This window comes from Xanthobacter sp. (assembly GCF_041911315.1).
Classification (GTDB): domain Bacteria; phylum Pseudomonadota; class Alphaproteobacteria; order Rhizobiales; family Xanthobacteraceae; genus Xanthobacter; species Xanthobacter aminoxidans.
In genome coordinates this window covers 19,979-43,806 of the sequence record NZ_JAYRPE010000047.1, presented here as the reverse complement: position 1 = coordinate 43,806, position 23,828 = coordinate 19,979, and the positions used below count along the sequence as shown (strand labels likewise).

Below are 23,828 nucleotides of genomic sequence, written 5' to 3'. Positions count from 1 at the left end.
TGGTCTCGCCCCGATCCTTGCAGCACGGGCAGGGCACACCATATGGACATCGGGCCTCAAGGAGGGCCCGGGAAGGCCATGATCTATATTCTCGCCGCTCTGCTGCCGCCCGTCGGTTTGCTGGTGAACGGGCAGCCCATCTCGGCCATCATCAATCTGGTGATGATCGTGCCCTGCATCCTGCTCGGGCTGATTTTCCCGTTGATGTTCCTCGTGCCCTCGGCCCATGCGGTGATTGCGGTGCACATGAAGCGCACCGATCGCCGCCAGCGGGAGGTTCTGGAGGCCATCCAGCGCTCGGGCGGCGTACCGCCGCGCGACTGGCGCCCCTGAAGGCAGAGGCGGGGACGCCCCCGCCTCCTCTGGGACTATTCCACCACCAGAACGATCTTGCCCACGTGCGCGCTCGCATCCATGCGGGCGTGCGCTCCGGCAGCGTCCGTGAGGGGGAATGTCTCGTCCATCACCGGACGGTACTTTCCGGCGGCGATCAAGGGCAGCACATGCTCGACGATGGCTGCGGCGATGGCCGCTTTTTCGGCGACCGGGCGCGAGCGCAGGGTGGAGCCGGTGTGGGTGAGGCGCTTCAGCATGAGGCGCATGAAGTCCACCTCGGCCTTCGCGCCCTGCTGGAAGGCGATCTGCACGATTCGGCCGTCCTGCGCTGCCGCTTCGTAATTCTTCTGGATGTAGGGACCGCCGATCATGTCGAGGATGACGTTGGCGCCCTTGCCGGCGGTGAAGCTCTTCACCTCGGCGACGAAATCCTGCGTCCGGTAGTTCACCGCGAGGTCGGCGCCGAGCTTCACGCAGGCAGCGCACTTTTCGTCCGATCCGGCGGTGACGACCACGCGGGCACCGAGCGCCTTGGCCAGCTGGATCGCTGTGGTGCCAATGCCGCTCGCTCCGCCGTGCACCAGCAGCGTCTCTCCGGCTTTCAGCCCACCACGGTCGAACACGTTGCTCCAGACGGTGAAGACGGTCTCAGGCATGGCCGCTGCCTCGGCCATGGAGAGACCTTCGGGAACCGGCAGGGTGGTGGCCTCATGGGCGGGGCAATATTCCGCATAGCCGCCGCCGGTGACGAGGGCGCACACCTTGTCGCCGATCTTGTAGGTGCTCGCACCCTCGCCCAGCGCCACCACGGTGCCTGCGATCTCCAGTCCCGGAATGTCGGAGGCGCCGGGCGGCGGCGGGTAGAGCCCCTTCCGCTGCATCACGTCTGGCCGGTTGATGCCTGCTGCCGCAACCTTCACCAGCACCTCACCCGGCGCGGGCTTCGGCACCGGCCTGGGGCCGGGCACCAGCACTTCGGGACCGCCGGGGGCGCTGACGGTGATGGCGGTCATGGTTTCGGGCAGGGGGACAGCGGCGCTGGACATGGAAAGCTCCGGTGGGGCACCCGGCACGAAGCTCTTCCCAGCCCGGCCACGGCGCGCAAAATAGGGCGATCATACAGGAGGCACCCGCGCCTGAGGCAGCGGCGGTCGCCGCGGAGAATAGGGAAGGGGAGGAGCAAAGCCAATGGATGAGGAGATCAAGCCGAAGCCCGTCGATCCCTTGGCGGTCGCCGACGTGTCGCGTCTGTCGGTGGACGAGATCGAGGCGCGCATTGTCACGCTGAAGGCGGAGGTCGCGCGGCTGGAGGCGGCGCTCGCCTCAAAGCGTGCCTCACGCGCGGCGGCGGATGCGGCGTTCAAGCTGTAGGGACGGAAATGGCAGTTGGACCCTGCGCTTGCGCCGGGGCCTTTAGCGCGGAATGGGCGCGGCTAGCCGGTTCGCATTAACGCGGCGTTAATATCCGGCGCGCATTCTGATGTTGTCCGTCGGAAAAGATCCTCCCCGGACTTCTGGCAACTCTCCCTGTCGGACTGCGAGCCGCCGCAAGGCGGCTCTTCTTTGGCCAGCCCCCGATATCCCCAGTCTGATCAGTGCAGTTCCCCTTTACGGGGATGCCGGCGCTGCGCTTCATGCCGGTCCAGTCACAGGAGCGGCCGGTGGACGAGGCGCGGGACAAGAGAGACGGGATCGCGCGAGGCTTCGAACGCCTCGCCGCGGCTGAGACACGCCTCGCCGGGTCTGCTCTCTCCGCTGCCGACCGCGAAACCCTCGCGCGCCTGCGCTCGGATATCGCGGCAGGTCTTGTGCTGCTGCTCAGCCGGGCAGATGGATGCATCTCGCGGGCCGAGATGGCGGCCGCGGCAGCGCCGCTGAAACTAGTCCTTCCCGCAAACGTGATCGGGCGCCTGCCGGCCGCGGCGCGCCTCGCTGCGCTGGAACTCGTCGCGCTCGCCGAGGCGGTCAGCGCCGGACTCGTGGTGGCACAGGCGGCCGCGCCCCAAAACGAAAAGCCGCGACGGCGGCAGGGCCGCCCGCGGCTTGAACTCGTCATTCCCTGAGCCAGTCCCCTTGCGCGAACCGGTTGTGCGCTTGCGTCGCTGCGGCGGAGGCGCGCAGCTTCGCAGTGGCAGCGAGGGGCCTGAAGGCCCCTCCGGCCTCAGCCCTTGAGGAGCGCGCCGAACTTGTTCTTGAAGCGGGACACGCGGCCGCCGCGGTCCATCAGCTGCTGGCTGCCGCCGGTCCACGCGGGATGGGTGCGCGGATCGATGTCGAGCTGGAGGGTGTCCCCCTCCTTGCCGTAGGTCGACCGGGTCGTGTACTCGGAACCGTCCGTCATCACCACCTTGATGAAGTGGTAATCGGGGTGGATGTCGCTCTTCATTGGTTCAATCCTTTATCGCCACGCCCGCCCCGCCGGGGGAGGCAGCGTCAATTTCGGTTCCTGACGGAAGTGGCGGGTCTATAGCCGAGTGGATGCCTTGACACAAGCCGACACCTCATCTGCCCCTGTCGACAGCCCCGAAACCCGCGCCGCTGCTGAGAAGCGCAGGCGCGACCTGAAGCCGCTGGCAGGCCTTGTACCCTATCTGAAGCGGTATCGCGGCCGGGTGGCGGGGGCGCTCTGCGCGCTGCTGGCCGCCGCGCTCGCCACGCTCGCGCTGCCCATCGCGGTGCGGCGCATGATCGATTTCGGCTTCGCCGAGGACCATGCGGGGCTCGTGGACCAGTATTTCGGTGTGCTGGTGGCTGTGGCCGCTGTGCTCGCGCTCGCGTCCGCCGCCCGCTACTACCTCGTGACGACCCTGGGCGAGCGGATCGTTTCGGATCTGCGCACGGCGGTGTTCGCCCGCCTCGTGACGCTGGACGGCGCCTTCTACGATTCGGCCCGCTCGGGCGAGCTGACCTCGCGCCTCACCGCCGACACCACGCAATTGAAGTCCGCGGTCGGCGCCTCCGCCTCTACGGCCCTGCGCAATCTCATGATGTGCATCGGCTCGGTAGCGATGATGGTCGTGACGAGCCCCCGCCTCTCCGGCCTCGTGCTGGTGGCCATTCCCATCATCGTGCTGCCGTTGATGGCTTCAGGCCGCAAGGTGCGCCGTTTGACCCGGCAGGCGCAGGACACCCTCGCCGATGCGTCCGCTTATGCCGCCGAGGCGCTGAACAGCATGCGCGCGCTGCAGGCGGCGAGCGCCGAGGGCGTGGCGCGGCAGCGTTTCGACGGCGCTGTGGAAGAGGCCTTCGGTGCCGCCCGGCAGGCGACCCAGGCGCGCGGCTGGCTCACCGGCATCGCCATCTTTCTGGTGTTCGGCTCGGTGGTGGCGGTGCTGTGGGCGGGTGCCCAGGCGGTGCTGGCCGGCACGATGACATCGGGCGCTCTGGGCCAGTTTGTGCTCTATGCGGTGCTCGCCGCTGCCTCCCTCGGCAACCTTTCCGAGACCTGGGGTGAGATGTCGGCCGCCGCCGGTGCGGCCGAGCGCATCGGCGAACTGCTCAAGGTCGAGCCTCAGGTGCGCCCGCCGGCCCGGCCGGTGCCGCTGCCGGGGCGGGTCAGCGGCGCCATCCGATTCGACGAGGTGTCCTTCTCCTATCCGACGCGGCCCGATCAATCGGCGCTCGCAGCCATCGCCTTCACCATTCGGCCCGGGGAGCGGGTAGCCCTCGTCGGCCCGTCTGGGGCTGGCAAGAGCACCGTGTTCCAACTGCTGGAGCGCTTCTACGACCCGCAGGCCGGGCGCATCCTCCTCGACGGCATCGATATCCGCGAGGCGGATCCCGTCGCCGTGCGGCGGCAGATGGCGCTGGTGCCGCAGGAGGTGGCCATCTTCGCCGACAGCGTGCGGGCGAACATCCGCCTCGGACGCCCCGAGGCTACCGACGCCGAGGTGGAGGAGGCCGGCCGCGCAGCGCTGGTGGACGAATTCGTCGCCCGCCTGCCGCAGGGCTGGGACACCATGGTGGGCGAACGCGGCGTGATGCTTTCCGGTGGCCAGCGGCAACGCATCGTCATCGCCCGCGCCATCCTGCGCGGCGCGCCCATCCTGCTGCTCGACGAAGCGACGAGCGCCCTCGATGCGGAAAGCGAGACACTGGTACAGACGGCGCTGGAGCGGTCGATGGAAGGGCGGACCACGTTGGTCATCGCCCATCGCCTTTCCACGGTTCTGTCGGCCGACCGCATCCTGGTGATGGAAGCCGGTCGCATCGTGGACGAGGGCACCCATGCGGAACTGGTCGCCAAGGGCGGCCTCTACGCACGCCTCGCGCAGCTCCAGTTCCACGCGGCGGCGTAGGCCTCAGGTGCCGCGCCACTCCATCCGGTACGTCAGGCGGCCGGACATGGGGTTGGCGCCTTCGGAGACGATGGCGAGCCCCATCTTCTCGTAGAAGCGCACGGCGCGTGGATTGTCCTGGTTCACGTCGAGGGCGACGAGGGCAGGGGAGAGCCGGCGCGCCTCCGCCATGAGCGCCTCGGCCGCGCCCTTGCCCCAGGCGCGCGGCGCTACTGCGAGCTGGTCGAGATAGCCCGTGCCGGGATGGATGACGACGAAGCCGGCGACGGGTCCGTCCGCGTGCCCCTCCCGCGCCACGCGGATCAGCGCGCCGCCGGCGGCCAGGCTATCCAGATGGCTTTCCAGCCAAGGCAGGCGTGCGGGAAAATCGATATCGGGCATCGTCTTCGCCCAGGTCTCCACCCACAATTGCGCCATGGCTGGCCGGTCCTGAGGCGTCGCCGCAGCGAGAGCGTAGGCGGGAAGGGGCTCTTGGGGCGGTTCTTGGGCGGTCTGGTCGGACATGGCGGCTCCGGCGGTTGCCCCACACTGCGCCTGTCCGGTTGCCGTCGCTTTAATGCCTCCGCGGTTCGGGCCGGCAGCAGTTTCTCGATCAAGGAAAGCAGGCGCGAATCGCCCAGCGTCGCCGTTCGGCGGTCGGCCTCCTGTGTGGGCCGCAGATGGGTGGTGACTGGCGCGGGGGTCAGTCCGCCTCCGGCTCGTTGACCGCGTCGAAGGCGAGGTGGATGGCGTGGTCGCGCACGTCGGGCGGCCAGCCGGCTGTCGTCTGCTCCAGCCCCGCCCGGTCATCGGCAAACAGGGCGCGAGTGGCCTCTTCGTAGCCGGGCAGGTCGCCGGCCAGTGCCTGCATGAAATGATAGGCTGCGGTCTGAGCGGAGCGCCGCTGCTGCTGCGGTGCGCCCCGCCGCCGGGCCTCATCCACCAGGCGGCGCAGGGTCGCTGAGGCGCCGCTCGGCTGGGCGGCGAGCCAGTCCCAGTGCCGGGGCAGCAGCGTCACCTCGCGTGCGACAACACCCAGCTTCGGGCGGCCGCGGCCCTTGCCGGGGGCCTTGGGCTCGGTGGCATCCGGTGCGGAGGGGGCATCGAGGCGGGCGAGGATTTCGGGATCGCTGCCGCGCAGGTCGAGATCGATGAGCCGCCCGGTGGCATCGTCGAAGACGAGCACGCTCTCTCCGGCCTCGGTTGCCGCCTTCACCGCCAGCGCCACGTCGGCGAGGGGACCACGCCGGAGGAGGCGCGTTCCGGCAAAGGCGGTGCATGGTCTGGCGGGGGAGGGGGACACGGGAGGGCTCCTGCTTTGGGCAGGAAAATACCCGGATGAAAATATCTGTCCAGCCCGATCGTCCGGCAGCCTGCGGCTTATTCGCAGATGGTCAGAGTTACTGGATCAGCGTCGGGCGGCACCAGTTCGGCCATGGAATGGCAGGTGCCGGCAATGCAGACCTGCCAGTCCGCGGTGGCGCCGGAGCGGCGCAGGATCACCTCCCGCTGCGGCGCCAGTGTGGGATGGGCGACGTAGAAGCCGCCCTTCAGCACGGCACCCTCCGGCGGCTCCATGCCGGCGCCCGAGCCTTGGACACGCACCTCGGCGAGCATGAGGCCGTCGGAGGTGGCGCGCCAGTCTTCCTGCCACGCGCTCTTCTGCACCGAATGGGTCCAGGCGAGGGTGATGGCGGCGGCGAGGCGCACCACCGTCGCGCCCGTCGCCAAACAGACAAGGGCCACCCCTTAGGCCACGGCCGGACGCGACCGGTTCTTCCAGTAGTGCCAGCCGATGAAGGCGGCAGAGGCGGCAAAGCCGATCTCGTCGGTCATGGGCAGTGCGAGGATGAGCAGCGCCGCGGCGGCGAAGGCGATGATGCGCTCGATGACGTTGAGCGGCGCCAGCAGATAGCCGGTGGCAGTTGCGGCCCACAGGATGATCGCGACGATCGCCTTCACGAACACATAGGCGACCGCCGGCCAGAAGCCGATGAGATCGGCCATGGGATCGCCGTTCTGCAGCATCAGCGCGGGAGCATAGACCGCCATGAACGGCACCACATAACCCGCCACCGCGATGCGCGTCGCGATCCAGCCGATGGTTTGCCCCGACGCCCCCGCGATGGGCGCCGCCGCGAAGGCGGCCAGCGCCACCGGCGGCGTGAGGTCGGCCATGATGCCGAAATAGAAGACGAACATGTGGGAGACTATGAGCGGCACCCCGAGCGCCAGCAGCGCCGGTCCGGCGATGGAGGCGGTGATGATGTAGTTCGGGATGGTGGGCAGCCCCATGCCGAGGATGAGGCAGGCGATCATGGTCAGCACCAGCGACAGGAACAGCGAGTTCTTGCCCACCTCCACCACGAACGTTGCGAAGGTGGTGGCGACGCCGGTCAGGGTGAACACGCCGATCATTGTGCCCACCAGCGCGCAAGCGATGCCCACGGGCAGCGCGTTGCGGGCGCCGTCCGCCATGCTCTCGATGCTGATGCGCAGCGTCTCGCGCCCACCCTTCACGAAGAACAGGATCGCCACCAGCACCGCGATGACCGTGGCGACGCCGTTGATGCCGTATTCGACGAAGCTCGCCGCCGACAGGCCGAGCACGATCCAGAACACTACCCTCAGCCCGTAAGGCCCGATCAACCGGGCCACCGGCGCGCCCAGCACGATGAGGGCGGTCAGCGCGAGACCCACCGTGCCAGCGAACAGCGGCGTGTAGCCGGAGAACAGCAGCCACACCAGCGCCGCCAGCGGCAGGATGAGGTACCAGTTGTTCTTGAGCGCCAGCCATGCATTGGGGCACTTGTCCTTGGGCAGGCCGGAGAGGCCGTCCTTGCCGGCCTCCAGATGCACCATGGCGAAGACGGTGAAGAAATAGAGGAAGGCCGGGATCACCGCCGCGGTTGCGATGGTGGCATAGGGGACATCGATGGTCTCAGCCATGATGAAGGCGACCGCTCCCATCACCGGCGGCATGATCTGCCCGCCCATGGAGGCGGTGGCCTCCACCGCGCCGGCGAAGGCCGGCTTGTAGCCGAAGCGCTTCATGAGCGGGATGGTGAACTGTCCCGTGGTGACCACGTTGGCCACGCCCGAGCCGTTGATGGTGCCCATCAGCGCCGAGGAGATCACCGCCACCTTGGCCGGGCCGCCCTTGGCGTGGCCCACCGTGCCCATGGCGAGATCGTTGAACAGCTGGATCATCCCGGCGCGCTCGAGAAAGGCGCCGAACAGGATGAACAGGAAGATGAAGGAGGAGGAGACGTAGGTGGGCGTGCCGTAGATGCCCTCGGTGCCGAGAAACATCTGGTCCACCACCTGAACATAGTCGAACGGGCGGTGGTCGAGGGGCGCGGGCAGGTATTCGCCGAACAGGCCGTAGAGAATGAAGCCACCGCACATGATGGGCAGCGAGGCGCCCATGAGCCGGCGCGAACCCTCGAACACCAGCGCCACGGCAATGGTGCCGACCACGATGTCCAGGGTGGAGGGATCGCCCGCCCGCTGGATCAGCGCGGCGTAGAACACCCAGTGATAAAGCCCGACGATGAAGGAGAAGATGCCGAGGCCCCACAGCACGAGGCGCTCGGTGCCGGTCTTGTGGTTGGCGGCGATGGCGAAAACCACCAGAAGCAGGAAGCCCACGTGGATCGAGCGCACCACCTGGCTGGCGAGCGGGCTCCAGGCCGCCGTAATGACCTGGAAGGTGGAGAAGGCCACCGCAATCCAGAACACCGTGCGGCCCCACGTCCCCGGCCCCCAGGTGAGGTCTAGCAGCGCGTCATCCACCACCACGGGCGCGCCGTGGTCGGGATTGTTCACGTCGTGGCTCACCGGCGGGGCGGTCTGCGGGGTGTGGAGCGAGGAGGTCATGGATCAGGGCTCGCGGCGGCTGGCACGGTCTGGAACGGGAAACGGCGGCGCTGGAGCGCGCCGCCGGCAAGGCAATCGAGCGGGCGTGTCGCCCCCCGGATCAGGGCGTGACGCCCTTTTCCTTGAAGAACTTTTCCGCCCCGGGATGGAACGCCACCGGCGAACCCTTCATGGCATTCGCGAGGGTGATGGACTTCGCCGCGGAATGGGCCGCGGCCAGTTCCGGCAGGTTCTCGTAGATGGCCTTCGTGATGGCGTAGACCTCATCGTCCTTCAGATCAGACCGGGTGACGAGGAAATTCGGCACGGCGGCCGTCGCCACGTCCGCGCTCTGGCCCTCATACGTGCCCGCCGGGATGGTGGTCTTGAGATAGGGTGCGCCGATCTTGTCGATCACCGCGCCGGGCACCTCCACCACCACGATCGGCACCGAGTTCGCGAGATCCTTGATGGAGGCGACGCCGAGGCCGGCGGATTGCAGCGTGGCGTCGAGCTGGCGATTCTTCATCAGCTCCACCGATTCGGCGAAGGGCAGGTATTCGATCTTTCCGAGGTCCTCATACTTGAGGCCGGCCGCATTGAGAATGGCGCGGGCATTGAGTTCCGTGCCGGATTTGGGCGCGCCCACGGAGAGGCGCTTGCCCTTGAGATCGGCGATGGTCTTGATGCCGGAATCCTTGGAGGCCACGATCTGGATGTAGTTGGGATAGATGCCGCCCAGCGCCCGCACCTTGGTGAGCGGCGTTTTGAAACCGGCCTCTTCCTTGCCGGCCGCGCCGTCGGCGAGGCTGTCGGCGAGGGTGAAGGCGACCTCGCCCTTGCCCTGCTGGATGAGGTTCAGATTCTCCACCGACGCTTTGGTCGCCTGCACCGAGGGGCGGGTGCCCGGCACCTTCTCGCCGATGACCTTCGAGATCGCGACGCCAAGCGGATAGTAGACTCCGGACGTCCCGCCGGTGAGGACGTTGACGAACTCGGCCCGTGCGGCGGCCGGGGCGAGGGCGAGCGCGCAGGAGAGGGCGGCTGCGGCGAGATGGGCGGGTCGAAAGGCTTTGGCTGCGGCGGACAGGCGCTGCATTGGCGTGCTCCCTTGTTATCGATCGTTGCAGGGAGGCTACCGTCTCGCACCGTAAAGGCCAGCGCCTTTCTGATTCTTACGACTAAAGTCGTATGCGCGGTTGCCGGGTATGGCCAAGCTTCATCCGACCTCAACTCCGTCGTACCAGCATCGGCCCGTAGATGATGACGAAGCCGGTGAACGCGGCGCACCAGAAGGCGGCCGCGACCAGCATGAGCGGTGCCATCCACTGGGGGAGGCAAGCCATGGCCACGCGCGCCACAAGTGCTGCAACGACAAGGAGATAGACCGCGATGGTGCCGGGCGTTGCGGCAAGCGCCTGGCCGGAATGGCCGAGGGTCGCCCGTGTCATCATGGCCAAAGTCATGCCGCCGATGCCGCCGATTGCCCACACGTGGAGCCCGACGGCGGGTGGCACATGACCCGGCGCCAGCGCCGTCGCTCCGGCCGCGAGGAAGCCCAGCGCCACCAGCAGGAAGGCGCCGTGCAGCACCAGAACCAGCGGGTCGGCGAAGGTCCGCCAGCCGCGCCAGCGGGCGAGCCGGGCCAGGGATGCAAGCCCGGCCGCGATCAGCGCGATGCCCGTCAAACCCTTGTCGGGAAAGGCGATCCAGCCAATGAGCGCCAGCGCGGAAATGCCGAGGGCATAGGAATCCCAGCGGTCGAACGGCGCGGGCCGTTGTTCATTCGGCCGCCGAGCCAGCCAGTTGCCGGTGAAGCTCGGCACCACCCGGCCGCCGAACAGGAGGATGAGGAAGACGATCAGTGCCAGAGCCGCCCGCCCCGCATGGTCGGCATCGCCGGTGAAATGGGCTTCCAGATGGAAGGCGAGATTGGCGCCGGCGAGCAAGCCCACCACAGCTATAACTTTGAGATTGCGCCAGTTTTTCCCCGCCGTGACCTCCCGCGCCACCACCAGCGCGAACACGGCGAGAAAGGCCACGTCGATCCCCGCCGCCGTGGCCCAGCCGATCTTGGCGGAGACGAGCACGGCGGCGCGGCCCGCAAACCAAAGCAGGACAAGGCTTCCGAGAGCATTTCCCGCCACCGGCAGGCGGCCGGTCCAGTTGGGGATGGCGGTGAGGAGAAAGCCGGCGATGACGGCGGCGCCGTAGCCGAACAGCATCTCGTGGGCGTGCCATTCCACAGCGGAAAATGCAGTCGGAATAATGACTTCGCCCAGAAACGCCGCCGGCCAGACGGCGATGGCGACGAGGGCGAACAGGCCGGCGCCGAGGAAGAAGGGGCGGAAGCCCCGGCTCAGCACGGCGAGGCCGGTGAAGGCGCGGACAGTGGCGGCGGTGCGCATGGCTATAGTCCTGAAATATAGAAAGAATTTTTCTCAGCCACCCAGCGCCGACATATGCCGTGCCAGGGCCGGGGCGCCGCCGCGGGTGATGACGAAATCGTGCCCGCGGGGCTTCGCGCGGATGGCATCGGCGATGGCCTCCACCATCGCTGCCTCGCCGCCAGTGCGCAGGCAAGTCTTTAGATCCACTGCATTTTCCTGGCCGAGGCAGGTGTAGAGAACACCCGTCGCGCCTACCCGGATACGGTTACAGCTCTCGCAGAAGGAGTGGCTCATGGGGGTGATGAAGCCGATGCGGCCTCCGGTTTCCGCGACGCGGGCGTAGCGGGCGGGGCCGCCGGTGCGCTCCGGCGTGTCGATCAGGGAAAAGTGCTGCTCTATCAAGGCCCTGAGCTTGTCGAGCGGCAGGTATTGATCGACCCGGTCCACCCCCACGTCGCCCAGTGGCATGGTCTCGATGAAGGTGATGTCCATGCCATGCCGGTGGGCGAATTCGATGAGTTTCACCACGTTGCCGGGTGTGGAATCGGCGAGTGCCACCACGTTCAGTTTCACAGTCAGTCCGGCATTCAGCGCCGCGCGGATTCCGTCCATCACGACGGCCAGCGATCCGCGCCGGGTGACTCGCTTAAAGGTATCAGGGTCCAGCGTGTCGAGGGACACATTCACCCGCCGCACCCCGAGCCGCGCGAGGTCGTCCGCGTGGCTGGCGAGCTGGGTGCCGTTGGTGGTCAGGGTCAGCTCCTTCAGCGCGCCGGAGGCGAGGTGGCGGGAGAGGGAGGCGACGAGGTCCATGATGCCCCGCCGCACCAGCGGCTCGCCGCCGGTGAGGCGCAGCTTGGTGACGCCCTGGCGGATGAAGGCGGTGGCGAGGCGGTCCAGCTCCTCGATGGAGAGCACCTCGTTGCGCGGCAGGAAGGTCATGTCCTCCGCCATGCAATAGACGCAGCGCAAATCGCAGCGGTCGGTCACGGAGAGGCGCAGATAGGTGATGCGGCGGCCGAACAGGTCGATGAGCGCGCAGGGCGACGCCGGCACAGGGCAGGGGGCGATCTGGGTGGGCATGAGTCAGGCCTCCTCCGCCGCGCGGGCGGATGGCAGGGGAAAGGCGCCGCAGGTACAGGCGCCGACGCCACAGGCGCCGAGGGCGGGAAACACTTCCGCGTCCATCTCCAGGAAGGCGGCGATGGCGTGCCGCCGGGCGGCGGTCATGGGCTCGGCCGGGGCGGCGATGAGATCGTCGAGAGGCGGCAGAGCGGCGAAGTCTTCGGGCGAGGAAATGGTGGTGCCGAGGTCGCGCAACAGGCCGTCGCCGATGCCGTAGATCCAGCCGTGCACCGTCACCTGATGGCCGCGCGCCCAGGCGGATTTCATGACCGGCGTGGCGGCGAGGCGGCGCATCTGCAAGGCGACGTTCAGCTCGCACATGCGGTCGATCTGCCGGGCGGCATCGCCGGCCGCCGCGATGTCCCGGCGATGGCGGCAATAGAGATCGACGATGGGGGCGAGCCAGTGGTCCACCAGCGCGCTGCCGCCGGTGCCGGCGGCATTCTCCAGCGCGCGCCGCACACCGCCGCAGCCATAATGGCCGCAGACGATGACATGGCGCACGCCCAGCACTTCCACGGCGAATTCCAGCACCGCCAGCATGTTCATGTCGCTGGAATGGATGACGTTGGCGATGTTGCGGTGGACGAACAGCTCGCCGGGGTCGAGCCCCACCACGTCGTTGGCCGGCACCCGGCTGTCGGAGCAGCCGACCCACAGGAAGCGCGGCGCCTGCTGCTCGGCGAGGCGGCGGAAGAAGGTGGGGTCCTCTTCCGTCTTGGCACGCGCCCAGGCGAGATTGTTGTCGAACAATTCATCGAGGATGCCGTCCGGGCGGAGGCGCTCAGCCGTGCCCATGGTGGCCCCCACCGTGCCCTCCACCCCCACACCCGCCCCCTCCGCCGCAGCCACAGCCGTCATGGGCAGCGCCTTCGGCTTCACGGGCGGCGGCCGCCGCATCGTCCTTCAGGGCCCACTCGGTCATGGTCCTGAGGCAGGTGGCGGCGGGGTCGGTGCTGCGCTCCAGCGCGGTCATCAGCGCCAGCCAGTCCTCGTCGCCCGCCTGATCGCCGAAGCGGGCGCAGGCGGAGGCGGCATAGTCCGCCGCGCTCTCCCCATAGGCCGCCCCGGCCGCATCGGCGCGGGCGACGAGGGAGAGATCGCCGAGGCCGAGGAGGGTTTCCTGCGCAAAGCGTTCATCGCGCAGGCGCCGAAGCAGGCTTCCGAGCAGCATGGCGGGCCCCTATTGCACGAGGGGCGATGAAGCCCCGTCCATGGATATGCCGCGAATGTCGGCGCGGCCGATGAGCAGGCTCACATACTGACGCATGGCGGCGTGCCAGGAGGACAGCTCCAGATGGCCGGCAATGGCCTCCCGCACCATCTCGAACGGCAGGTCTCGCCCCTCAACCCGATGAGCAAGACGCACGATGTGGAAGCCGTAGCGCGTCTCCACCGGCACGGGGTGGATGGCGCCCGGCTCCATGGCCGCCAGCGCCGCCTCGAACTCCGGCACGGTCTGTCCCTTGCCGATCTGGCCGAGGCTGCCGCCCACCTCGCGAGAGGGGCAGGCGGAGGTTTCGCGCGCCGCGGTCTTGAACGCCACGGCGCCCGAGAGAAGGGCTTTGAGCAAAGCGTCGGCCTGCTCCCGCGCCGCCTGCCGGGCTTCAGTGTCGGCCGGGTCGGCGGCGATGAGGATGTGCGCCACCTCATAGAGGTCGCCGGTGCGGAAGAGGGCGGGGTTGCGCGCGAAATAGCGCCGGCAGGTGGCCTCGTCCGCCGTGGGCACCTTCACCTCTTCCTCGAGCAGGGCGCGGATGACCGCCTCTTCCTCGGTTTCGCGACGGTCCTCGTCGTCCTCCTCCGGCACGGCGGCGATGCCGAGGCGGTCGGCCTCGGCGAGGAGCAGCTGGCGCACCACGAGGGCATGGGCGGCGGCCTGCCATGCGGCGGCGGGGTCGGCGGCCGCATGGTTCTGCGCTTCGCGGGCGATGTCGGCGCGGGCGATGGTGACGCCGTCCACGGAGAGTTCCTGCGGCCGGCGCCCGGCGGGGCGGGGTGCGGTGCGGCTGACGATCTCGACCATGGCTCTCACTCCGCCGGATTGCTGAGAGGACGGGCGGCGGGGCGCACGGCCGCCGTCGCCGGCTGCGGGCGCATCGCGACCGGCTTGCGGGCAGGCCGGCGCGAACGCACCACCTGATAGCCGGGCCGGCCGAGATACCAGACCGGCGCGCTCCACACATGCACGAGGCGGGTGAAGGGGAAGACGAGGAAGATCGTCATGCCCAGCACGAGGTGCGCCTTGAAGATGGGGCTCACGTCCGCCACATAGGCGGCCGCCGCCGGCTGGAGGGTGAGGATGCCCTGCGCCCAGTTCATGAACTTCACCATCTCGTGCCCATCCATGTGGTGGAGCGAGACGAAGATGGTGGAGAGGCCGAGCGTGAGCTGAACCCACAGCAGCAGCAGGATGGCGGTGTCGCCGAAGCTGGAGTTCGCCCGGATGCGCGGATCGAACAGCCGGCGGTGGGCCAGGAGCGCGATACCGATGAAGCACATCATCCCGGCGATGCCGCCCACGGTGATGGCGAGGCCCTGCTTGAAGGAATGCGAGATGCCCAGCGCATCGAACACCCAGATGGGGGTGAGGAGGCCAACCGCATGGCCGATGAAGATGACGAGGATGCCCACATGGAAGAGGTTCGATCCCCAGCGCAATTGCCGCTTGCGCAGCAGCTGCGAGGAGCCGGTCTTCCAGGTGTATTGCTCGCGGTCGAACCGGATGAGGCTGGCGACGAGAAACACCGTGAGGCAGAGGTAGGGATACCAGCCGAACAGGGCTGAATTGATGGCCTGCGACATGGTCGTCTCCTTCAGGCGGCAGGTTGAGGCGCCGGGTGGCGCACATCGCGCTGGGCGGCGCGGAGCTGGGTGCGGAAGCGATCGACGCCGCAGGAGGCGGCATCGCCGGGGCCGAAGGTGACGGCGGTTTCCTCCCACTCCTTGTCCAGGGCGGTGAGGTCGAGGGCGGAGTGGTCTTCGGTGTGGGGCGCCGGCTCCTGTGTGGGTGCCAACACCGCTTCGGCACCGGCAAGGTGGCGCGCGGCGGTGAGCACGGCGGCATAGAGCGAGCCGCGCTCGTTCAGGCGCTCTTCCAGCGTGGCGAGGATGTGATCCACGTCGGCGAGCAGCCCTTGCGCCTCCGCCTCCGGACGGGTGGCGAGGAACTCCAGGAACAGGGGCAGGAAGTCCGGCAGCTCGTTGGCGTCGATGGCGAGGCCGCCCTGCGCGTAGAGCGCCGCGAGGTCCACCATGGCCTGCCCGCGGTCGCGGCTTTCCCCATGCACATGCTCGAACAGATGCAGGGACAGGCGCCGCGTGCGGTCGAAGAGGCTCACATAAGCCTCTTGCAGGTCGTAGAGGTCCTCGCCCGCGAGCGAGCGCAGCAGCGGCATGAGGCCGAGGCGGGTGGGGGCGTCGAGCCGGCCGTCTTCGGTGAGCGCCTCGGCGAGGTGGGGCGCCGCATCCTGCAACGCCGCCTCGGGATAGAGGAGGAGGCGGGAGAGGGCCTTGAGGGTGAGGTTGTCGTCCATCACTCCACCTCCATCGGTGTCTTGGTGCGCCGGCCGGGCGTGTGGGTGGGGCTGCCGAACAGGTTCACATCACTGTCCCCGCCCGAGCAGCCGTTGCCGAAGGAGAAGCCGCACGATCCGCGCAGATCGAACGGGTCTTCCCCCGCCTCGCGATGGGCTGTGGGGATGACGAAGCGGTCCTCGTAATTGGCGATGGCCATGGTCTGGTACATGTCCTCGATGTCCGCGCCGGTGAGGCCGACCTTGGTGGCGATGACCCCATCGATGCGGCCGTCCACGGTCTTCGCCCGCATGTAGGCGCGCATGGCGAGCATGCGTTCCAGCGCCAGGGCGACCGGCTCCTCGTTGCCGGCGGTGAGGAGATTTGCGAGGTAGCGCAAAGGGATGCGCAGGGAGCGCACATCCGGCATCTCGCCATCCATGCCCATCTTGCCGGCGGTGGCGGCGGACTGGATGGGCGAGAGCGGCGGCACGTACCAGACCATGGGCAGGGTGCGGTATTCGGGATGGAGCGGGAAGGCGACCTTCCACTCCATGGCCATCTTCCAGATGGGCGAAACCTTCGCCGCCTCGATCCAGGCATCCGGCACGCCATCGGCGCGGGCCTGGGCGATGACGGCGGGATCCTTGGGATCGAGGAAGAGGTCGAGCTGGGCCTGGTAGAGCTTCTTCTCGTCCTTCACGCTGGCCGCTTCCTCGATGCGGTCGGCGTCATAGAGCAGCACGCCGAGATAGCGGATGCGCCCGACGCAGGTTTCCGAGCACACGGTGGGCTGGCCCGCCTCGATGCGGGGATAGCAGAAGATGCACTTCTCCGACTTCCCCGAAGACCAGTTGTAGTAGATCTTCTTGTAGGGGCAGCCCGACACGCACATGCGCCAGCCCCGGCACTTGTCCTGATCGATGAGGACGATGCCGTCCTCCTCGCGCTTGTAGATGGCGCCGGAGGGGCAGGCGGCCGCGCAGGTGGGGTTCAGGCAGTGCTCGCACAGGCGCGGCAGGTACATCATGAAGGTGTTTTCGAACTGGCCGTAGATCTCGGCCTGCACACCCTCGAAGTTCACGTCCTTGCGGCGCTTGGCGAACTCGCCGCCCAGAATCTCCTCCCAGTTCGGCCCCCACTCGATCTTCTCCATCCGCTCGCCGGAAACGAGGGAGCGCGGGCGGGCGGTGGGGAAGGCTTTCGATTCCTTCGCGGTGTGCAGGTGCTCGTAATCGAAGGTGAAGGGCTCGTAATAATCATCGATCTCCGGCAGGTCCGGATTGGCGAAGATGTTGGCGAGCACCCGCCACTTCGCACCGATGCGCGGCTCGATCTTGCCGTTCGCCTTGCGGCGCCAGCCGCCGTTCCACTTCTTCTGGTTCTCCCACTCGCGGGGATAGCCGACGCCGGGCTTGGTCTCCACAGTGTTGAACCAGGCGTATTCCACGCCCTGGCGGCTCGTCCACACGTTCTTGCAGGTGACGGAGCAGGTGTGACACCCGATGCACTTGTCGAGGTTCAGCACCATGGCGATCTGGGCGCGGATCTTCATTGGGCCATCTCCTTTTCGGAAGCGGCCGGCAGCTCGTCCTCGAGCCAATCGACCTTGTTCATCTTGCGCACCACCACGAACTCGTCGCGGTTGGCGCCGACCGTGCCGTAATAGTTGAAGCCGTAGGATTGCTGGGCGTAGCCGCCGATCATGTGGGTCGGCTTCAGCACCGTGCGCGTCACGGAATTATGGATGCCGCCGCGCTTGCCGGTCATTTCCGAGCCGGGGGTGTTAATGATCTTCTCCTGCGCGTGATACATCATGGCCATGCCCGGCATGACGCGCTGGGAGACCACGGCGCGGGCGGTCAATGCGCCGTTGGCGTTGAACACCTCCACCCAGTCATTGTCGGCAAGGCCGGCCGCGCGGGCGTCGTCCTCGCTGATCCAGATCACCGGCCCGCCCCGGTTGAGGGTGAGCATCAGTAGATTGTCAGTATAAGTTGAGTGGATGCCCCACTTTTGGTGCGGCGTGAGGAAGTTGAGCACGATCTCGGTATTGCCGTTGGGCTTGGCATTGCGATGGCCGGGGATGGTCTTCAGATCCACCGGCGGCTTCCAGGTGACGAGCTCCTCGCCGAAGGCCCGCATCCACAGGTGGTCCTGATAGAGCTGCTGGCGGCCGGTGAGCGTGCGCCAGGGGATCAGCTCGTGGACGTTGGTGTAGCCGGCGTTGTAGCAGACCTTCTCGCTCTCGATGCCCGACCAGGTGGGCGAGGAGATGATCTTGCGCGGCTGGGCCTGTACGTCGCGGAAGCGGATCTTCTCGTCTTCCTTCGGCAAGGCGAGATGGGCGTGCTCGCGGCCGGTGTTCTGGGAAAGCGCTTCCCACGCCTTCACCGCCACCTCGCCATTGGTTTCCGGCGCCAGCATGAGGATGACCTCGGCGGCGTCGATGTCGGTCTCGATCTTCGCAAGGCCCTTGGCGGGGCCCTCGCGATGGGTGCCGTTGAGGGCGCGCAGGGCGTCCACCTCATGCCCGGTCTTCCAGCTGATTCCCTTGCCGCCGTTGCCGATTTTCTCCATCAGCGGGCCGAGCGCGGTGAAGCGGGCGTAGGTCGCGGGATAGTCGCGCTCCACCACGGTCACGCTGGGCATGGTCTTGCCGGGAATGGGCTCCACCTCGCCCTTCTTCCAGTCCTTCACGTCCAGCGCCTGCGCGATCTCGGCGGGCGTGTCGTGGAGGATGGGGGTGAGCACCGTGTCGGTCTCCACCCCCAGCACCTCGGGCGCGACGGCCGAGAAGGTGCGGGCGAGGCCCTTGTAGATGTCCCAGTCGGAACGCGCTTCCCACGCCGGGTCCACCGCCGCCGAGAGCGGATGGATGAAGGGGTGCATGTCCGAAGTATTCAGATCGTTCTTCTCGTACCATGTGGCGGTGGGCAGCACGATGTCCGAGTAGACGCAGGTGGTGGACATGCGGAAGTCCAGCGTCACCAGCAGATCGAGCTTGCCGGTGGGCGCTTCCTCCTGCCAAGCGACTTCCGTGTTGCGCACCGCGCCTTCGCTGCCGAGGTCCTTGCCCATCACGCCGTGCTGGGTGCCGAGCAGGTGCTTGAGGAAGTATTCGTGCCCCTTGCCCGAGGACCCCAGCAAATTGGAGCGCCAGACGAAGAGGTTGCGCGGCCAGTTGTCCGGATGATCCGGGTCGTGGCAGGAGAGTTCCAGCTCGCCGCTCTTGAGCGCGGAGGCGACGTAGTCCTTCACCTCCTGGCCGGCGGCCTTCGCCTTCGCGGAGATGGCGAGCGGGTTCTGCTTCAGCTGGGGCGCGGAGGGCAGCCAGCCCATGCGCTCGGCGCGGACGTTGTAGTCGATGAAGCTCTTGTCCCACTCGCCCTTGGGCGCGGTGGGGGAGAGGATCTCGCCGGCGGTCAGCGTCTCGTAGCGCCACTGGTCCGTGTGGGCATACCAGAAGGAGGTGGCGTTCTGGTGCCGGGGCGGGCGCGACCAGTCGAGGCCGAAGGCGAGTGGCTGCCAGCCGGTCTGCGGCCGCAGTTTCTCCTGCCCCACATAATGCGACCAGCCGCCGCCCGACTGGCCGATGGCGCCGCAGAACACCAGGAGGTTGATGACCCCCCGGTAGTTCATGTCCATGTGATACCAGTGGTTCATGGCCGCGCCGATGATGATCATCGAGCGCCCGTTGGTCTTCTCCGCATTGGTGGCGAACTCGCGCGCCACGGTGATGATGGCATCGCGCTTCACGCCGGTGATGCGCTCGGCCCAGGCGGGGGTGAAGGGCACGTCCGCGTCATAGGAGACGGCGACATTGCCGCCGCCGAAGCCGCGGTCGAGGCCGTAATTGGCCATCATGAGATCGTAGACGGTGGCGACCTTCATCACGCTGCCGTCCGCGCCCTGCACAAGGCGCACGGGCAAGTTGCGGGTCAGCACCTCGCCATGGTCGGTGGCCACGAAATGCTCGGTAGCGCGGCCGCCGAAATAGGGGAAGTCCACGGCCGCGATCTCATCCGCATGGTCCTCCAGCGAGAGGCGCAGGCGCAGGGCGCGGCCGGTGCCGTCCTTCTCCTCCAGGTTCCATTTGGCCTGCTCGCCCCAGCGGTGGCCGATGGAGCCCACGGGGGCGACGAGGTCGCCGCTCGCCTCATCGAAGGCGACGGTCTTCCACTCGGGATTGTTGGTCTCGCCGAGGCCGCCGGGCAGGTCGGACGCGCGCAGCATCCGCTCCGCCACGAGGCGGCCGTCGCGCTCGACGAGCCGCACGAGGAAGGGCATGTCCGAGTAACGACGCAGGTAATCGTCGAAATAGGGCACCTGCCGGTCGAGATGATATTCGCGCAGGATCACATGGCCCATGGCGAGGGCCAGCGCGGCATCGGTGCCCTGCTTGGGGTTCAGCCAGATGTCGGCGAACTTGGTGGCCTCGGCATAGTCCGGCGTCACTACCGCGCTCTTGGTGCCCTTGTAGCGCACTTCGGTATAGAAATGGGCGTCCGGCGTGCGGGTCTGCGGCACGTTGGAGCCCCACACGATGATGAAGCCGGCATTGTACCAGTCGGCGCTTTCCGGCACGTCGGTCTGCTCGCCCCAGGTCTGCGGCGAGGCGGGCGGCAGGTCGCAATACCAGTCGTAGAAGGAGAGGCACACGCCGCCGAGCAGCGAGAGATAGCGCGCTCCCGCCGCATAGGAGACCATGGACATGGCCGGGATGGGCGAGAAGCCCGCCACCCGGTCCGGGCCGTGGGTGCGGATGGTATGGGCGTTGGCGGCGGCGATGATCTCGTTCACCTCGTCCCAGCTGGCGCGCACGAGCCCGCCATGGCCGCGGATGGAGGTGTAGGAGGCGCGCTTTTCCGCATCGCCGACGATGGAAGCCCAGGCGGCCACCGGCGGCAGCTTGGCCCGCGCCTCGCGCCAGAGCTTGAGGAGGCGCCCGCGCACCATGGGGTGCTTCACCCGCGCGCCGGAATAGAGATACCAGCTGTAGGAGGCGCCACGGGCGCAGCCGCGCGGCTCATGGTTCGGCAGGTCCGGGCGGGTGCGGGGATAGTCCGTCTGCTGGGTTTCCCAGGTGACGATGCCGCCCTTCACATAGATCTTCCACGAGCAGGAGCCGGTGCAGTTCACGCCATGGGTGGAGCGCACGATCTTGTCGTGCTGCCAGCGCTTCCTGTAGCCGTCCTCCCACGAGCGGTCCTCGTGGGTGACGATGCCGTGGCCGTTGGAGAAGGGCTCGGTCTCGCGGCGGAAGAAGGTGAGCCGGTCGAGGAAATGGGACATGGGTAGAGCCTTCCGTGTGTTTTCGCTCAAGCGCCGCGCGGGCTTGACCACCGGTTCGCGAGCCGGGCTCGCGAACCGCTGGTGCTACGCGGCCGCAGCCGGACGGGGGGTGGCGCGCGGGGCGATCCCGCGCTCGATGTCGTGGAGGAGGCCGCCCTTGCGGGTGTAGACGGCCCAGGTGATGACCAGGCAGCTCACATAGAAGCCGAGGAAGGCCCAGAGCGCCGCCTCCGGCCCGCCCGTCAGCGCGATGGAGGTGCCGTAGCCCTTGGGGATGAAGAAGGCCCCGAAGGCGGCAATCGCCGAGGTGAAGCCGGTGATGGCCGCAGCCTCCTTCTCCGCCTGCTTGCGGCGCGCCTCCGCATCGGCGGCGGGCATCAGGCGGTCCATCTCCTTCGCCATGATCGCGGGGATCATCTGGAAGGTGGAGGCGTTGCCCACGCCGGTGGCGAAGAACAGCACCAGGAAGGCCGCGAAGAAGGCCGAGAAAGCCCAGGGTTCCGCCCGCATGCCGATGGTCCACAGCACGCCCGACACGCCCGCCATCATCAGCACGAAGACGAAGAGCGTCACCCGCCCGCCGCCATAGCGGTCCGCCAGCCACCCCGTGCCGGAGCGGGCGAGGGCGCCGACCAGCGGGCCGAGGAAGGCGTAGGAGAGCGCGTTCACCTCCGGGAAGAGGATGTTCGTGAGCAGCGGAAAGCCCGCGGAATAGCCGATGAAGGAGCCGAACGTCCCCGTATAGAGCCAGCACATGATCCAGTTGTGCTTGCGCTGGAAGATTACCGACTGCTCGCGGAACGAGGCGCGGGCGTCGGCGATGTCGTTCATGCCGAACCACGCGCCGAAGGCCGAGAGGACGATGAAGGGCACGAAGACGAAGCCGGCATTCTGCAGCCACATGGGCGCCGGCCCCGCCGCCGCCTTCACCATCGCCGGATCACCGCCGAAGGTGCCGAACAGGCCCATGGTGATGACCAGCGGCACCACGAACTGCACCACGCTGACCCCGAGATTGCCGAGGCCGGCATTCAGCGCCAGCGCGTTGCCCTTCTCCGCCTTGGGGAAGAAGAAGGAGATGTTGGCCATGGAGGAGGCGAAGTTGCCGCCGCCGAAGCCGCACAGCAGCGCGAGGATGAGCAGCACCACATAGGGCGTGTCCGGGTTCTGCACCGCATAGCCGATGCCGAGCGCGGGGATGATGAGCGACCAGGTGGTGAGCGTCGTCCACAGCCGCCCGCCGAAGATCGGCACCATGAAGGAATAGAAGATGCGCAGCGTCGCGCCGGTCAGGCCCGGCAAGGCGGCGAGCCAGAACAGCTGGTCGGTGGTGAATTTGAAGCCCACCAGCGGCAGCTTCGCCACCACCACCGACCACACCTGCCAGATGGCGAAGGACAAGAGCAGCGCCGGGATGGAGAGCCAAAGGTTGCGCCGGGCGATGGCGCGGCCGGTGGAGGCCCAGAAGGCCTTGTCCTCGGGCCGCCAGTCGGTCAGCACCGCGCCGGCCTTGCGGGCGGGCAGGGCTGGCGTCGGCATGCCCTGCATTTCCGGCAGCTCGGGCAGGCTGGCCAGCGCGGGAGCGGAGGCTTCCTTCTCCATATGGCGGATGGCGAGGTGCATCCAGGCCAGCGCCCCGACCGCGATGACGAACAGCAGCATGAAGCAGCTGGTCCACAGGCCGGTGAGGTCGTTGAGCACGCCGAAGGCGAGGGGCAGCACGAAGCCGCCGAGGCCGCCGATCATCCCCACGAGGCCGCCCACGGCGCCCACATTGTTGGGGTAGTAGACCGGGATGTGCTTGTAGACCGCCGCCTTGCCCAGGGCCATGAAGAAGCCGAGCACGAACACCGTGACGGTGAAGCCGGCGACGCCCATTTCCATGTGGAAGGTGATGGGCCCGTTGATGCCGCGCACCACATAGTCCGTGGGCGGATAGGACAGCACGAAGGTGGCGAGGACGGAGACGAGAAAGGTCCAGTACATCACCCGCCGCGCGCCGTAGACGTCGGAGAGATGCCCGCCATAGGCGCGGAACAGGCTCGCCGGCACGGAGAAGGCGGCGGCGATCATGCCCGCCTGCTTGATGTCGAGGCCGTAGACCTTCACCAGATACTGGGGCAGCCACAGCGCCAGCGCGACGAAGGCGCCGAAGACGAAGAAATAATAGAGCGAGAAGCGCCACACCTGGACGTTCTTCAGCGGCTCCAGCTCCAGCCACGCGCTCTTCGGCTTGATGCCGAGGCGGCGGCGCTCCACCAGCACCGGATCATCCTTGGTGGTGACGAAGAAAAGCACCGCCATCACCACGAGGGCGGCGGCCCACACCTGCGCCACCATCTGCCACCCGAAGGCGACGAGCACGAAGGGGGCCAGGAACTTGGTCACCGCCGCGCCCACGTTGCCGGCGCCGAAGATGCCGAGCGCCGTGCCCTGCTTGCCCGCCGGATACCAGCGCGAGACATAGGCGACGCCCACCGAGAAGGAGCCGCCGGCGATGCCGACGCCCAGCGCCGCCAGCAGGAACTGCGGATAGGTCGCGGCATAGGTGAGGAGGAAGGTGGCCACTGCCGCCGCCAGCATGGTGAGGGCGAAAACCACGCGCCCGCCATACACGTCCGCCCACACGCCCAGCGCCACGCGGATGAGCGAGCCGGTGAGGATCGGCGTGCCGATGAGGAGGCCGAACTCGGTGTCCGAGAGGCCGAGATCCTGCCGGATGCGGATGCCGATGATGGAGAAGATCGTCCACACCGCGAAGCACACGGTGAAGGCGAGGGTGCTCATGGAAAGGGCGCGCCGCTGGTCGCTTTGGCTCGCCTCGAAAGGGGTGTGCATGGCTTCAACCCGCCAGTTGCAAAGTCGCGGCTGGACCGCGCGTCGCAACCTGCGGCGGGGGCGCCGTGGCTTCTTTGATCTGTATCAGTAATAGACTTCGGTCATCAGAAAACAGCGGAGACTTATTGGATGACCCGACGCGAAATGTCTTTATTACTGTCTCGACTTTACAAGCTTTGACGCGGCAATTGAC

General features: G+C 67.7%; 20 protein-coding genes and 1 pseudogene. 4 read left to right on the top strand and 17 right to left on the bottom strand.

Going from position 1 to position 23,828, the window contains the following annotated elements:
* Positions 1-78: 78 nt before the first annotated feature.
* Complete coding sequence (locus tag ACE3QW_RS14420; RefSeq protein WP_374252043.1) at positions 79-333, top strand: hypothetical protein; 255 nt, start codon at positions 79-81, stop codon at positions 331-333.
* Between the two features lie 35 nt (positions 334-368).
* Here ACE3QW_RS14420 and ACE3QW_RS14415 read toward each other — a convergent pair whose 3' ends face one another.
* Positions 369-1,382: an NAD(P)H-quinone oxidoreductase gene (locus ACE3QW_RS14415; protein WP_374252041.1), complete on the bottom strand. Its 1,014-nt coding sequence runs from the start codon at positions 1,380-1,382 to the stop codon at positions 369-371.
* 142 nt (positions 1,383-1,524) lie between these two features.
* Here ACE3QW_RS14415 and ACE3QW_RS14410 point away from each other — a divergent pair, with 142 nt between their 5' ends.
* Together ACE3QW_RS14410 and ACE3QW_RS14405 are read left to right on the top strand one after the other, a co-directional pair.
* Positions 1,525-1,707 (top strand): DUF1192 family protein, encoded by a 183-nt coding sequence (locus ACE3QW_RS14410; RefSeq protein ID WP_374252039.1) that lies wholly within the window; start codon positions 1,525-1,527, stop codon positions 1,705-1,707.
* Positions 1,708-1,997: 290 nt separating this feature from the next.
* Complete coding sequence (locus ACE3QW_RS14405) at positions 1,998-2,399, top strand: hypothetical protein (RefSeq protein WP_156026321.1); 402 nt, start codon at positions 1,998-2,000, stop codon at positions 2,397-2,399.
* A gap of 98 nt (positions 2,400-2,497) precedes the next feature.
* Here the strand turns inward: ACE3QW_RS14405 and rpmE are convergent, their stop codons facing one another.
* A complete protein-coding gene (gene rpmE, locus ACE3QW_RS14400) occupies positions 2,498-2,722 on the bottom strand; it encodes a 50S ribosomal protein L31 (protein WP_024277552.1) in 225 nt (74 codons plus the stop codon).
* A gap of 88 nt (positions 2,723-2,810) precedes the next feature.
* Here rpmE and ACE3QW_RS14395 point away from each other — a divergent pair, with 88 nt between their 5' ends.
* Positions 2,811-4,634 (top strand): ABC transporter transmembrane domain-containing protein, encoded by a 1,824-nt coding sequence (locus tag ACE3QW_RS14395; RefSeq protein ID WP_374252036.1) that lies wholly within the window; start codon positions 2,811-2,813, stop codon positions 4,632-4,634.
* 3 nt (positions 4,635-4,637) lie between these two features.
* Here ACE3QW_RS14395 and ACE3QW_RS14390 read toward each other — a convergent pair whose 3' ends face one another.
* From ACE3QW_RS14390 to ACE3QW_RS14320, 15 genes and pseudogenes are all read right to left on the bottom strand, one after another.
* On the bottom strand, positions 4,638-5,138 hold the full coding sequence (locus ACE3QW_RS14390) for a GNAT family N-acetyltransferase (RefSeq protein WP_374252034.1): 501 nt from the start codon (positions 5,136-5,138) through the stop codon (positions 4,638-4,640).
* A gap of 178 nt (positions 5,139-5,316) precedes the next feature.
* Positions 5,317-5,916, bottom strand: a complete 600-nt coding sequence (locus ACE3QW_RS14385) for a DUF2239 family protein (RefSeq protein WP_374252032.1) — start codon at positions 5,914-5,916, stop codon at positions 5,317-5,319.
* Between the two features lie 77 nt (positions 5,917-5,993).
* On the bottom strand, positions 5,994-6,359 hold the full coding sequence (locus tag ACE3QW_RS14380; protein ID WP_374252030.1) for a DUF1850 domain-containing protein: 366 nt from the start codon (positions 6,357-6,359) through the stop codon (positions 5,994-5,996).
* A gap of 3 nt (positions 6,360-6,362) precedes the next feature.
* Positions 6,363-8,492, bottom strand: a complete 2,130-nt coding sequence (locus ACE3QW_RS14375; RefSeq protein ID WP_024277557.1) for a TRAP transporter permease — start codon at positions 8,490-8,492, stop codon at positions 6,363-6,365.
* A gap of 100 nt (positions 8,493-8,592) precedes the next feature.
* Positions 8,593-9,570, bottom strand: coding sequence for a TAXI family TRAP transporter solute-binding subunit (locus ACE3QW_RS14370; RefSeq protein WP_024277558.1), 978 nt, complete (start codon positions 9,568-9,570; stop codon positions 8,593-8,595).
* Positions 9,571-9,700: 130 nt separating this feature from the next.
* Positions 9,701-10,879, bottom strand: a complete 1,179-nt coding sequence (locus ACE3QW_RS14365; protein WP_374252027.1) for an NnrS family protein — start codon at positions 10,877-10,879, stop codon at positions 9,701-9,703.
* A gap of 33 nt (positions 10,880-10,912) precedes the next feature.
* Positions 10,913-11,944 (bottom strand): GTP 3',8-cyclase MoaA, encoded by a 1,032-nt coding sequence (gene moaA / locus ACE3QW_RS14360; protein ID WP_250166408.1) that lies wholly within the window; start codon positions 11,942-11,944, stop codon positions 10,913-10,915.
* 222 nt (positions 11,945-12,166) lie between these two features.
* Positions 12,167-12,784, bottom strand: a pseudogene (locus tag ACE3QW_RS14355) (carbonic anhydrase); the annotation flags it as partial.
* Positions 12,771-13,160, bottom strand: coding sequence for a hypothetical protein (locus ACE3QW_RS14350; RefSeq protein ID WP_250166410.1), 390 nt, complete (start codon positions 13,158-13,160; stop codon positions 12,771-12,773). The gene ACE3QW_RS14350 and the pseudogene ACE3QW_RS14355, both read right to left, overlap by 14 nt.
* Before the next feature lie 9 nt (positions 13,161-13,169).
* Positions 13,170-14,012: a peptidylprolyl isomerase gene (locus ACE3QW_RS14345; RefSeq protein WP_374252024.1), complete on the bottom strand. Its 843-nt coding sequence runs from the start codon at positions 14,010-14,012 to the stop codon at positions 13,170-13,172.
* Positions 14,013-14,017: 5 nt separating this feature from the next.
* The gene (gene narI / locus ACE3QW_RS14340; RefSeq protein WP_374252022.1) at positions 14,018-14,791 is read right to left on the bottom strand and encodes a respiratory nitrate reductase subunit gamma; all 774 of its coding nucleotides are present in this window, start codon (positions 14,789-14,791) and stop codon (positions 14,018-14,020) included.
* 11 nt (positions 14,792-14,802) lie between these two features.
* Entirely contained in the window at positions 14,803-15,522 is a 720-nt protein-coding gene (gene narJ, locus ACE3QW_RS14335) for a nitrate reductase molybdenum cofactor assembly chaperone (protein WP_374252020.1), read from the bottom strand.
* Complete coding sequence (gene narH, locus ACE3QW_RS14330) at positions 15,522-17,057, bottom strand: nitrate reductase subunit beta (protein WP_374252018.1); 1,536 nt, start codon at positions 17,055-17,057, stop codon at positions 15,522-15,524. The genes narJ and narH overlap by 1 nt, the downstream gene beginning before the upstream one ends.
* Positions 17,054-20,797, bottom strand: coding sequence for a nitrate reductase subunit alpha (locus tag ACE3QW_RS14325; protein WP_374252017.1), 3,744 nt, complete (start codon positions 20,795-20,797; stop codon positions 17,054-17,056). The genes narH and ACE3QW_RS14325 overlap by 4 nt, the downstream gene beginning before the upstream one ends.
* Positions 20,798-20,881: 84 nt before the next feature.
* Entirely contained in the window at positions 20,882-23,635 is a 2,754-nt protein-coding gene (locus ACE3QW_RS14320) for a nitrate/nitrite transporter (protein WP_374252015.1), read from the bottom strand.
* Positions 23,636-23,828 lie beyond the last annotated feature (193 nt).

Bases quoted from the DNA above. Each gene is read 5' to 3' on its own strand.
- moaA (WP_250166408.1), bottom strand. From the start codon at position 11,944: ATGCCCACCCAGATCGCCCCCTGCCCTGTGCCGGCGTCGCCCTGCGCG.
- ACE3QW_RS14410 (WP_374252039.1), top strand. From the start codon at position 1,525: ATGGATGAGGAGATCAAGCCGAAGCCCGTCGATCCCTTGGCGGTCGCC.
- ACE3QW_RS14345 (WP_374252024.1), bottom strand. From the start codon at position 14,012: ATGGTCGAGATCGTCAGCCGCACCGCACCCCGCCCCGCCGGGCGCCGG.
- ACE3QW_RS14390 (WP_374252034.1), bottom strand. From the start codon at position 5,138: ATGTCCGACCAGACCGCCCAAGAACCGCCCCAAGAGCCCCTTCCCGCC.
- narJ (WP_374252020.1), bottom strand. From the start codon at position 15,522: ATGGACGACAACCTCACCCTCAAGGCCCTCTCCCGCCTCCTCCTCTAT.
- ACE3QW_RS14365 (WP_374252027.1), bottom strand. From the start codon at position 10,879: ATGCGCACCGCCGCCACTGTCCGCGCCTTCACCGGCCTCGCCGTGCTG.
- ACE3QW_RS14370 (WP_024277558.1), bottom strand. From the start codon at position 9,570: ATGCAGCGCCTGTCCGCCGCAGCCAAAGCCTTTCGACCCGCCCATCTC.
- ACE3QW_RS14320 (WP_374252015.1), bottom strand. From the start codon at position 23,635: ATGCACACCCCTTTCGAGGCGAGCCAAAGCGACCAGCGGCGCGCCCTT.
- ACE3QW_RS14420 (WP_374252043.1), top strand. From the start codon at position 79: ATGATCTATATTCTCGCCGCTCTGCTGCCGCCCGTCGGTTTGCTGGTG.
- ACE3QW_RS14325 (WP_374252017.1), bottom strand. From the start codon at position 20,797: ATGTCCCATTTCCTCGACCGGCTCACCTTCTTCCGCCGCGAGACCGAG.
- ACE3QW_RS14415 (WP_374252041.1), bottom strand. From the start codon at position 1,382: ATGTCCAGCGCCGCTGTCCCCCTGCCCGAAACCATGACCGCCATCACC.
- ACE3QW_RS14350 (WP_250166410.1), bottom strand. From the start codon at position 13,160: ATGCTGCTCGGAAGCCTGCTTCGGCGCCTGCGCGATGAACGCTTTGCG.
- narI (WP_374252022.1), bottom strand. From the start codon at position 14,791: ATGTCGCAGGCCATCAATTCAGCCCTGTTCGGCTGGTATCCCTACCTC.
- narH (WP_374252018.1), bottom strand. From the start codon at position 17,057: ATGAAGATCCGCGCCCAGATCGCCATGGTGCTGAACCTCGACAAGTGC.
- rpmE (WP_024277552.1), bottom strand. From the start codon at position 2,722: ATGAAGAGCGACATCCACCCCGATTACCACTTCATCAAGGTGGTGATG.
- ACE3QW_RS14375 (WP_024277557.1), bottom strand. From the start codon at position 8,492: ATGACCTCCTCGCTCCACACCCCGCAGACCGCCCCGCCGGTGAGCCAC.